Origin of the sequence: Flavobacterium sp. (genome assembly GCF_049240005.1) — a bacterium.
Lineage (GTDB): Bacteria > Bacteroidota > Bacteroidia > Flavobacteriales > Flavobacteriaceae > Flavobacterium.
In genome coordinates, this window is sequence record NZ_JBMLTK010000058.1 from 104,823 (window position 1) to 115,925 (window position 11,103).

An 11,103-nucleotide genomic window follows, 5' to 3' on the forward strand; every position below is an offset into this window, starting at 1 on the left:
AGTTGTTGTGTTGTAGTTGCGGTTTCGTAAAAAAACGTGGCAAAAGTACACAATTTCGGAGCTATTTTTTTGGAAAATCGGCTCTTAATTTTCGCAACAGCGGTTCGAGTCCGTTTACTTTGATTTCCAAGACCTCGCGCAGTTGTTGTCCGAGTTTCCCAGCTGGAAATCCCTTTTGTTGAAACCATACTAAATAATACTCGGGCAGTTCGCTCAAATAGCGATCTTGGTACTTTCCGAACGGCATTTTAGCATGCGCCAACTCGAGTAAGTGCTGTTTGTTGGGTGCATCCAACATTTACAAAGTATAATGAAAACGAATGTTCTGAATTAAATCGGGATGTAAAGAATGATGAACCGGACAAGTTTTTGCAGTTCGTTCAAGAATAATTCTGTTTTTGTCATCTAGATTTTGAGGTAGGTACATCTCAACGACGATTTCGCCAATCCGACGTGGATCTGCAGCCATGATTTTAGTTACTTCAGCGTAACTGCCAGTCAAGTCAATTTCCATTTCAGATGCTTTTATTCCCATAACGGTAAACATGCATGCGGCCAAGGCGTTAGCCACGTAATCGGTAGGAGAAAAAGCTTCTCCTTTGCCGTGATTGTCGATTGGCGCATCGCTGGTAATTTCGTTACCCGATGCTATGTGCACTGAGCTTGTTCGCAGCTGTCCTTGATAAGTTACTTTGCTAGTCATTAGTTGATGGTTTTAACCGTTAAATCGGGTTGGTATTGCAATATGTAAATGCCCGAATTGCGTGTACCAGTTTTGGTAGCCTCGTATTTGAATCGGTTTTCGAGTCCGTTGGTTTCGCCTTGAAACAGGTCTTTCTCATTTTCGTTAGTTGCTAAACGATTTACAAGATCGATGGTCAGGTCGAAACCGCGAATGGCAAATTGCGTTGGGTTGCTTTTGTACTTGCTGCGATAAGCTGCACGAAACGGCACATCTTCAGTTAATTCGGTAGTTACTGAAGGTGTAATTAAGCCCAATTTTGCTAATTTTTCGATCGAAATTTCTTCGTAATCAAAGGTTTCGTTTTTGTCGAGCGTTACCGGCGTTACTTTATGCGTGGTCACCAGTGCATTTAACGCATTTATAAAGTTAAGTGCTAAGCCTGTTCTTTCGCTTTCGAAAATGATGTAATTCACTTTCGTGGAATGGAGTAGTGGTTGAATCAATTCTTTGGTAACACCACCTTTTTCGGTAAGCGGAATAAAGACAATGTCTTTGTAATTGGCTTTAAGATAATTGGTTAGCGCCACCTTCTTTGGTTCAACGATCGCTAAAATCTTGGCGTCTTTTTCGTAAAGGAATTCCAAAGTTTCGTCGCGAAGTACGTTTGAATCGGGCATGGTTTGCACCAAATTTTTAAACTTCTTGTCGTAATCTTTGCTTAAAGGCGAAACGACCAGGGTTTTTGATTTTGCGAGAAGTTCGCAGGTTTTTTCGACATGATTTTGGTAAAACGGACCAATAACCGCATCGTACGAAGCTAGATTCTCGGATTTAATTAATTCGGCAACTTTCGAACTTTGCTTGCTTTCGCCGCTATCGAAGTAACTTACGTCGACAGTTACACCGTCTTGTTTTAATGAATCGATGGCTGCTGCGACACCGCTGTAAAAATCGAGCGTCATATTTAGAAAACGATCTGCTTTCAATTTATTGGTAACCAACGGAATAGAATCAACGGCAATTTTATCTAAATTAAACGGAATCAACACGGCAAGCTTAACGGATTTGTTTGCCGACTTAATTTCAATTTTTGAGGGTTCGGATTTTTCTTCATCGGGAATTACGAGCGACATTCCTTCTTGCAAGCCGTTTTTCAATTCAGGATTTAATGCAATAAGCTCGTCTACCGTTGTTTTGTATTTTTTAGAAAGTCCGTACAGTGTCTCCTTTGGAGCGACTGTGATTGTTTTTTTAACTTCTTTTTCGATAGGTTTTTCAAGAGCTGGAGCCGTTACTGGTTCGGGCTCTACATACGTTCCTGGTTTTATTTTTAGGCGAAAACCAATTTGTAAACCCGATTTAATTTCCGGATTTAAGGCTTCCAAATCCGTAACACTCATGCCGTATTTTTTAGCGATGCCGTATTTGGTTTCTTTCGGTTCAACGATGTGAAAGCTGGTTTCGGTTTTAGTTGTTGCTTTTTCAGCTGATTTACCGTTCTTTTTTTCTGCTTTGAGTACAAGTATATCACCTGGTTGTATACCTTTTTTTGCATCCGGATTGGCTGCTAGGAGCTCGGTTTCCGATAAGCCATATTTTTTGGCGATGCTGTAAATGGTTTCGCCACTGCTCACTGTGTGCGATTTTTCAGTAACTTTTTTTGGAGTATCCTCAGTTTTTTTGGGAGCTTCGGCTTTAACTTTTCCTTCGGTTGTTGTTTGGATGAGTAATGTCATTTCGGGTTTAAGTCCGGCTTTAGCATCTGGATTTAAACGATAGATATCAGCAGGAGTTACCTTGTAGTCTTTCGCTATTGAGGTTACGGTTTCACCCGCCTTTACCTGATGTTTTTTGATGCTTTGCGCTTGAGCAAGTAGCGAAAAGAACAAAACGAATACAAACAATACTTTTTTCATATAAAACTTATTGGCAAAAACTATTCCCATTCTATGGTTGCAGGTGGTTTTGAACTAATGTCGTACACCACGCGATTTACTCCTTTTACTTTATTGATGATTTCGTTACTTATTTTCATTAAGAAATCGTACGGCAAATGTACCCAATCTGCGGTCATTCCGTCGGTTGATTGCACCGCGCGCAACGCCACTACCTTTTCGTAAGTACGTTCGTCGCCCATAACACCAACCGAATTTACAGGAAGTAGTATAGCTCCGGCTTGCCAAACGCTGTCGTATAAGCCCCACGATTTTAATCCATCGATGAAAATTGCATCGACTTCCTGTAATAAGTTTACTTTTTCGCGAGTGATATCTCCTAAAATACGAATCGACAATCCCGGTCCCGGAAACGGATGGCGACCCAGTAGCGCAGCATCAATTCCCAACGTTTTGCCCACTCGACGAACTTCGTCTTTGAATAGCATCCGCAAGGGTTCGACGATCTTGAGTTTCATATAATCGGGCAAACCACCTACGTTGTGGTGTGATTTTATGGTTGCCGACGGTCCTTTTACCGAAATCGATTCGATTACGTCGGGATAAATAGTTCCTTGTGCAAGCCAAGTTACGTCTTCGATTTTGTGTGCTTCTTCATCGAATACTTCGATAAAAACGCGTCCGATGGCTTTTCGCTTGGCTTCCGGCTCGCTAATTCCGGCAAGAGCATCGAGAAATTGCGCGCTGGCATCGACACCTTTAACATTCAAGCCCATGTGCTCGTACTGTTTGAGCACGTTTTCGAATTCGTTTTTGCGCAGGAGTCCGTTGTTTACAAAAATGCAATACAGATTTTTACCGATGGCTTTGTGGAGTAAAACGGCGGCTACGGTAGAATCGACACCGCCCGAAAGTCCAAGAACTACACGATCGGAACCGATTTTAGTTTGCAATTCGGCAACAATCTCTTCGACGAAGGCGTTTGGCGTAAAGCTTTGTTCGATTTTCGCGATATCGACTAAGAAATTTTTTAGCATTTGCATACCGTCGGTGCTGTGATACACTTCCGGATGAAATTGAATGGCGTAGGTTTGCTCGCCTTCGATACGGTATGCTGCATTTTCAACGTCGTGTGTACTCGCTAGGCGAACGCCGTTTGTTGGCAGTGATTTTATCGTGTCGGAATGACTCATCCACACTTGTGAATTTGCGGGAATGTTAGCGAGGAATGCTTCGTTTTCTTTGAGATACGATAGGTTTGCACGGCCGTATTCGCGGATGTTTGATGGCGCCACTTCTCCGCCGTTGAAATGTGCTAAATATTGTGCGCCGTAGCAAACGGCAAGTAGCGGCACTTTTCCGCGAATTTCTGAAAGATCGGGATGCGGTGCATCGTCGGCACGAACCGAAAACGGCGAACCGGATAGAATAACAGCTTTAAAATCTTTGAGATTTGCAGGCGGTTGGTTGTAGGGAAAAATTTCGCAAAAGATGTTTAATTCGCGAACGCGGCGTGCAATTAGTTGCGTGTATTGCGAGCCGAAATCTAAAATAAGTACGTTGTGTTGCATGCGCAAAAGTAAGTTTTTGAACGGCATCGTGCAACGCCGATTTTGCAGTTGTAGCGATTTTTTGGCAACGATTTGCTGCGACTGCTTTGGCTATTGGCTTCGGGCGCATTTAGGTTTAATAGCGTTTCGAAATCATTAAAAAAATAACAGTTTGGCTTTATCGATGCTTTACGGTTGAGTATTAGCAGGAAATGGCTAGTAGTTTTTATTTGAAGCTTTGCGATTTTTAAAACGTAATATTGCAATATTACCTCAATTAAATATCATTAAATCAATTGTTTAATAAAAATTTGCACTAGGCAATTTCGTTTGGTTTAATGTCTATTTTCCTTAACCTTATTCTTCCAATAAATCGATTTTTTGGCAACGATTGCCGCGCCAACGATTGCCGCGCCAACGATTGAGCCGGTACCCCACAGCCCAAGTAGCGAAGCGGAATGGGCGAGGAGTAAAGGCGAAAGCGTGCCCGGGCGCCCAAAAAAAAGAAAGTCGACTATAATTCGCTTGCACTACGGATCTTACTCTTTTAATCTCGATTTGTTTTTTTAAGCAAAAAAAGCCGCCCGTAGGCAGCTTTTCCAAGAAAATATATGAAGGAAATTATGGAAGTAAAACGCGATCAATTTCGTGGATAACTCCGTTGTCGCCTTGAATGTCGGTAGCAACAATTTTAGTTACGCGGTTATCTCCGTCGGTAATCTGAGCTCCAGTAGCTGGAAGTTGAATGGTGAAAATTCCATCGCCAGCAGTTGTTACTGGCTGATTGTTTTGCAAGCTTCCTGCAAGCACATTAGCACCTGCAACTACGTGGTAGTATAATACTGCTGTTAATGTAGCACCGTCGATAGCTGCTAAGTTTGGAGCGTTTAATTCGCCTAATAAAGCTGCAAACGCATCATTATCAGGTGCAAATACAGTTACAGGGGCTGGTTCAGTTCCAACTTGAGTTCTCAACAAGCTAACAAAATCTGGCTGATCGTTGCGAGTTAACGCAGCACGTAATGAGCTGTAGTTTGGATTAGCCAACACTAAATCGACCACATCTGGAACACTAATTACACTATTAACAATGTGAATAACACCGTTGCGAGCTGCGATGTTAGGTGTAGTTACTGTTGCTCCGCCGTTTGGAACACCGCCATTTAATACAACACCACCGTTTGTATTGATAAACATTGAGATGTTTGAAGTGGTAGAAGCTGCTCCTGTTGAAAGCGTTTTTACATAACCAGTTTGCAAATCACTTGAACGGAGTGAACCAGCAACAACGTGATTTAGCAATACTTTTTGCAAAAGAGGTACCGGTACATCTTCTAAGGTATTGAAGTTGTTCGCTTCTAAAAAGTCTAGAAATGCTTCGTTTGTTGGCGCAAATACAGTTAAATTGGTGTTGCCACTCACATCGTCAACCAATCCTGCTCTTGTTAATGCTTGAACCAAGATGCTAAGGTTTGGAGTTGCTGTTGCGATTTCAGCAATGTTTCTTGTTTCTCCGTTTGAATCGGAATCGTCGCACGAGTTAAACGTTGTTAGTGCAAGAGCACCTAATGCAATGGCTGCAAATTTTCGTAAATTTTTCATAGTTATTGATTTATTGATGGAGTAAAACTAGGAAAGAAAATTCTTTTGTTTAACTTTTATTCAAGAAGATTAAACACTTTTAGGAGTAATTTAACCATCTCCGTTAATCTTTAGTGAAATTGCTTTTAACAGACGCAACCGCTGCGAAATATTTTACTCTGCACCGCGTTTTGAACCTGAGTTCGATTTAAAAATTGCGGTCAGAAAACAGATAAATGGTTGAATACAAGGCGGATTTGTTTTGGGATACTGTAGTACCGCAAAAAAATCTAACGAAGTAGGCAGCCGTTTATCTGTTTAGCGTGAAGGTTATATCTTTCCACATTTTATTTGATTTCATAATTTATTGATTTTAAGCGATGTGACAAAGATTTTTAATCGAACTCAGGTTTTGAGGTTATATTTGCACGCAAAATCAACATGTATATGAGGTTAATAGTTGTTTTCATGATAGTTACACAAATGTTAAGTGCACAACAAATTAACAGTACTGATGCAAAAGGACTGAAGCAAGGATTGTGGCGAGGCTTTTATGAAACATCGAAACGCATTCGTTACGAAGGCAACTTCAAAGACGGAAAAGAGGTAGGTACCTTTAAATTCTTTGCAGACGATAAGAATTCTACTCTAACCGCCGAGCGCGTTTTTTCTGATTTAGGTAAAACAGCCTACACTAAAATTTATGAAAACGGCTTTTTAAGTTCGGAAGGCAAAACGGTTAACAAAAAGAAGGAAGGTTTGTGGAAATACTATCACCCGAAATCGACCGTCGTAGCTTTGGAAGAGTTTTACAAGAACGACAAGCTCGACAGTATTCGTAAAGTGTATTACCTATCGGGTAAAACCGCCGAAGAATCGACATATAAAAACGGTCAGAAAAACGGTACGTACAAGAAAATCACCGAAGAAGGCATCGTTTTGGAAGAAACCATCTATGTGAACGATCAGTACGACGGTGATGCCATTTTCCGCGAAAGCGACGGTAAACTAGCGTCGAAAGGCAAGTTTGTAAAAGGCGAAAAGAAAGGCTATTGGGAATTTTATAAAGACGGAAAGCTTGATAAGCGCGAGAAATACCCAATAACCAAGAAAACGGTTGCCAAAAAAGTAAAGTAATCGCGTTGATACACTAATAAACGAGCAGCCAATTTTTTGCTAAAATGGGCGTCTGCAAAAGACGTTAAGGGGAAGCGCCGTATATTTGCAGCAGGAATTTTAGGTATGAAGAAAGTAGTAGTTGGGCTGTCTGGTGGTGTTGATTCGAGTGTGGCGGCCTATTTGTTGCAACAACAAGGATACGAGGTTATTGGACTTTTCATGAAGAATTGGCACGACGATTCGGTGACCATTTCAAATGAGTGTCCGTGGTTAGAAGACTCAAACGATGCTTTACTGGTAGCACAAAAGCTGGGCATTCCGTTCCAAACGGTCGATTTAAGTGAACAATACCGCGAACGCATCGTAGATTATATGTTTGCTGAGTACGAGAACGGTCGTACACCCAATCCAGATGTATTGTGTAATCGCGAGATTAAGTTTGATATCTTCTTGAAAATCGCTCTTGACTTAGGAGCCGATTTCGTAGCTACGGGTCATTATTGCCAAAAGTCAAGCACAACTGTTAACGGAAAAGAAGTTTTTCAACTTTTAGCTGGTGCCGACGCCAATAAGGATCAGTCCTATTTCTTGTGTCAGCTTTCGCAAGAGCAATTAGCTAAAGCCTTGTTTCCAATCGGACACCTACAAAAGGCCGAGGTTCGCGAAATAGCCTTGCAGCAAGGTTTGGTTACAGCGGGTAAAAAAGATTCGCAGGGTTTGTGTTTTATTGGTAAAGTACGATTACCCGAATTTTTGCAGCAAAAGTTACAGCCAAAGCCCGGTAAAATTGTGCAGTTAATGGCCGACGATCCGGTATTTGAACGCTCGTTTTCCGACAATTCCGATACTTTGGTACTCGAAGCCGCACCGTTTGATTTAGCAGCAGGCATTCCGAAAGTCGTGGGTACACATCAAGGCGCGCATTACTTTACGGTAGGTCAGCGTAAAGGATTGAACGTAGGTGGAACCAAAGAACCTTTATTCATTATTGGCACCGATGTGGTCGAAAATATCGTTTACACCGGTTTAGGGCAGCAGCATCCCGGTTTATGGCGCAAAGCTTTAAAAGTTGCCAATAAAGAAGTGCACTGGGTTCGCGAAGATTTGCGTTTGCAATTGCACGAAACGCTCGATGTTCAGGCGCGTATTCGTTACCGTCAACCGTTACAGCAGGCTCAATTGTGGCAACACGAAGACGGCCTCTACGTTTTATTCGACGAAAAGCAATCGGCCATTACCGCCGGCCAGTTCGTAGCTTGGTATTCGGGGAATGAATTGTTGGGAAGTGGGGTTATAGCGGGGTGAGAAGCGCGAAGTTTAAAATTAGAAGTTAGAAGTTAGAAGTTAGTCCCGATAGCTATCGGGATCATGACTTAAACCCTTTTACGTATCGTTTTGCCCGCCCGAACCCGCGTATCATCGGTGCCTGAGCTTGTCGAAGGCTAAGCGCAAAGACTTTTAGTATTAAGATCTAAGTATAAAGACTTCGAAACATTCACCATTTAATGCGTCATTTCGCCCGGCCTAACCCGCAATTCTTCCTAGACTGAGCACGTAGCGGGAACATTGTGTACATTGAGAATAACTTTGTGAAACATCGTGCTCCATCGGTCCCCAAGCTTGTTGAATTTTTAACCGCAAAGAACACGAAGATTTACGCAAAGGTCGCAAAGCTTTTTTAATATCAAGATTGGAGTATTAAGTATTAAGACTTCGATAAATTCACCACTTTACGTGTCATGTTTCCAACCTGATCCCAAAATTCGTGGGTGCCTGAGCTTGTCGAAGGCTAATTTTTCTTTTTCCCTTCCGACAGCTATCGAAATTCCCTTTTTTCTATTTTTTAATTTTTCAATTTTTCAATCTCGAAATCTTTGCGAAGCTATTCCCGCTGTTCGCTGTAGTCCGCAAAAAATACGCTGTTTCCACACGCACTGCAGCGGGCTTCTTGGGTCGCCGCTGCAGTTGCGGTTCCAACGCGCGTATTTTTCTTACGGGCTGCCGCTGCCATCCGGGCTAGGAAATACGTTACTATCGTTTAGTGGAAAAATAGCTATAAATAGGTAGTTTTGGGAGGAGGGAAGTGTGTAAATTCGCGAGAATAAAACAGCAGATTTTTTAATTAGTAATTGATAAATTGAAACAAGTATCTACTGTTGATAAAATTCATAAAATTATAAGCAATCACAAACGAACAATATCGATAAATCATGAAAAAAATTTTATTCATTCTAACACTATTAGTTTTCTGCTTTGAAAATACAAATGCTCAGAAACATGTGTCAGTTTTAGGAACAAAATTCAGTTTAATTCCGCCAGACGGCTTTATAAGTGCATCAAACTTTAGCGGATTTCAAAATACTGAAAATGGATCCTCAATTATGATTACTGAGATACCTTCTTCCTATTTTATTGTAAGTAAAGGATTTACTGCCGAAGCTTTGAAAACTAAAGGAATGATTTTGAAATTAAAAGAGAAAGTCGACTTCAAGGGAAAAGAGGCAACCTTCTTTCAGGTCAGTCAAGCTGCATATGGAACTACATATTTAAAACAGATTTTAATGTTTGGTGACGAAAATAAGACCATTATGATAAACGGTATTTATCCTGAATCGTCCAAAGAAATAGAAAGTGAAATTAAAAAATCTCTTTTTTCTACAATCTATAATGATAATCAAAACGATAATCCATTTGATGCAGTGAAATTTTCGATTGATATCAAAGAAACTGATTACAAATTTGTTAAGTATTTATCTGGCTCTTTACTATATAGTGAAGATGGGAATTTGCCTACCGATAAAGGGATTTTTATAGTAAGTACTTCGGTAGGTAAATTTCCAGAATTTAATCACAAACAGCACTCAATTGAACGATTGAAGAAACTTCCTAACGGAGAGCTGAGTAAAATCAAAGAAGTGAACCCAATTGTGATAGATAATTTAAATGGCTTTGAAATCATAGCAAATGGTAAAAATGCTGATTCCCAAGATGAGATTGTTTATCAAGTCATATTATATAACAAGTCGGAATATTATATATTGCTCGGGCAAGCTTCAAATGATCAAATACAAAACTTAGAAATCTTTAAAAAGATCGCTAAGACATTTAAACTAAAGTAACTGCTGGTAAAGCGTTAAGCATTACACAACCACTCATTTTCAAAGAAAAATCTGAAAAACTGTAAAATTCAATGTCAAATCAGTGCTTTAAGCGAGGTTTGTTTCTTGATAAGGGTTCGAAATTTTAAATTTGAGAGCACTTTAAATGGCGTTTTTGAAGTCATCTTACTCTGTTTTGATTAATAAAGATCTTTTCTTTTTTCAACGCAATAATTCGTCCTATTTCGATAGCTTTTGGTTGCTAAGATTTATAAGTATATTCCAACCGATAGCTATCTATTATACAATAGAAACAACAGCTTACCGCAGCCGCAGTCTTTCCCTAAATATCTTTATATCCATAGCTTATAACTTGGTAATTACTTGCCTTTCTCTCAAGGAAAAGTTGTAATTTCGTTATAGTCGTCAGTGACGGCAGCACTAAAAGGGAATTCGCGATTGTTTTATACAGTTTTAAATGGCAGCTAATTCAGCTAGAGAAATAAAAGAATTACTTCAAAAGTTGGAGAAAGACTCTAATAACCTCGACGTTTTAAATTCTTTGGCTATTGCTTATTTCGAATATTCCAACCAAAAGTCAAATAAAGAAGACTTCGACTATTTTGAAAGGGCATATAACCTAAAAAAGACAGTTAAATCAACACACAACTTTGCTTGGTTTCTTTACTTTGAATGGTCAGAAATAGAATGGTATTGGAAAGAAGACGGTGCTATAGAACGAGCTTTTCAAATTCAAGAAGAGTGCATAGCACTAAATCCCAAATCATACTACCCATATTATCTCTATGGATATATGCTATTAGACCAGAGGAAGTTTAAAGAAGCTATCCCATTTTTGACCAAAGCCTACCAAATTGGAAAATGCAGAGACATTTTGCATAATATAGGTTACTGTCATTTTCAATTGGACGAGTTTCAAATTGCAAAAGATTACTTCACTCAATCAGCAACAGAATCCGACACAGAAAAACGAAGCCTTTACAATCTAGCGTTAACTGAATGGAAATTAAACAATGGTGCGCAGGTAAAGCATATTGCTGACGAATTATCAACTATTGACACTGAGATTCACGATACCATTAGTGGTTACAATATAGGATTTACCCGTTGGGTGTAATTATTTTCGAAAAATAAATGGATTAGATATTGGTCAA

General features: G+C 40.0%; 9 protein-coding genes. 4 read left to right on the plus strand and 5 right to left on the minus strand.

The features are described 5' to 3' along the window. Positions 1-61 precede the first annotated feature (61 nt). The 5 genes from ACOVQQ_RS06145 to ACOVQQ_RS06165 form a co-directional block, all read right to left on the minus strand. Positions 62-298 (minus strand): DUF3820 family protein, encoded by a 237-nt coding sequence (locus tag ACOVQQ_RS06145; protein WP_094485265.1) that lies wholly within the window; start codon positions 296-298, stop codon positions 62-64. Beyond that, positions 299-703 (minus strand): OsmC family protein, encoded by a 405-nt coding sequence (locus tag ACOVQQ_RS06150; protein WP_421817417.1) that lies wholly within the window; start codon positions 701-703, stop codon positions 299-301. Next, positions 703-2,601 carry a LysM peptidoglycan-binding domain-containing protein gene (locus tag ACOVQQ_RS06155; protein WP_421817418.1) on the minus strand — a complete coding sequence of 633 codons (1,899 nt, stop codon included), beginning with the start codon at positions 2,599-2,601 and terminating at the stop codon, positions 703-705. The genes ACOVQQ_RS06150 and ACOVQQ_RS06155 overlap by 1 nt, the downstream gene beginning before the upstream one ends. Positions 2,602-2,621: 20 nt before the next feature. Further along, entirely contained in the window at positions 2,622-4,151 is a 1,530-nt protein-coding gene (guaA, locus tag ACOVQQ_RS06160) for a glutamine-hydrolyzing GMP synthase (RefSeq protein ID WP_421817419.1), read from the minus strand. 600 nt (positions 4,152-4,751) lie between these two features. Continuing rightward, the gene (locus tag ACOVQQ_RS06165; RefSeq protein ID WP_421817420.1) at positions 4,752-5,732 is read right to left on the minus strand and encodes a fasciclin domain-containing protein; all 981 of its coding nucleotides are present in this window, start codon (positions 5,730-5,732) and stop codon (positions 4,752-4,754) included. A 426-nt stretch (positions 5,733-6,158) separates the two neighbouring features. On the opposite strand from ACOVQQ_RS06165, the gene ACOVQQ_RS06170 reads away from it, so the two are divergent. The 4 genes from ACOVQQ_RS06170 (at position 6,159) to ACOVQQ_RS06185 (ending at position 11,066) form a co-directional block, all read left to right on the plus strand. Beyond that, positions 6,159-6,848, plus strand: coding sequence for a toxin-antitoxin system YwqK family antitoxin (locus tag ACOVQQ_RS06170; RefSeq protein WP_421817421.1), 690 nt, complete (start codon positions 6,159-6,161; stop codon positions 6,846-6,848). Positions 6,849-6,953: 105 nt separating this feature from the next. Then, positions 6,954-8,135, plus strand: a complete 1,182-nt coding sequence (gene mnmA, locus ACOVQQ_RS06175) for a tRNA 2-thiouridine(34) synthase MnmA (protein WP_421817422.1) — start codon at positions 6,954-6,956, stop codon at positions 8,133-8,135. Between the two features lie 905 nt (positions 8,136-9,040). Continuing rightward, positions 9,041-9,949, plus strand: a complete 909-nt coding sequence (locus tag ACOVQQ_RS06180; protein ID WP_421817423.1) for a hypothetical protein — start codon at positions 9,041-9,043, stop codon at positions 9,947-9,949. Between the two features lie 457 nt (positions 9,950-10,406). Next, positions 10,407-11,066 carry a tetratricopeptide repeat protein gene (locus tag ACOVQQ_RS06185; protein WP_421817424.1) on the plus strand — a complete coding sequence of 220 codons (660 nt, stop codon included), beginning with the start codon at positions 10,407-10,409 and terminating at the stop codon, positions 11,064-11,066. Positions 11,067-11,103 lie beyond the last annotated feature (37 nt).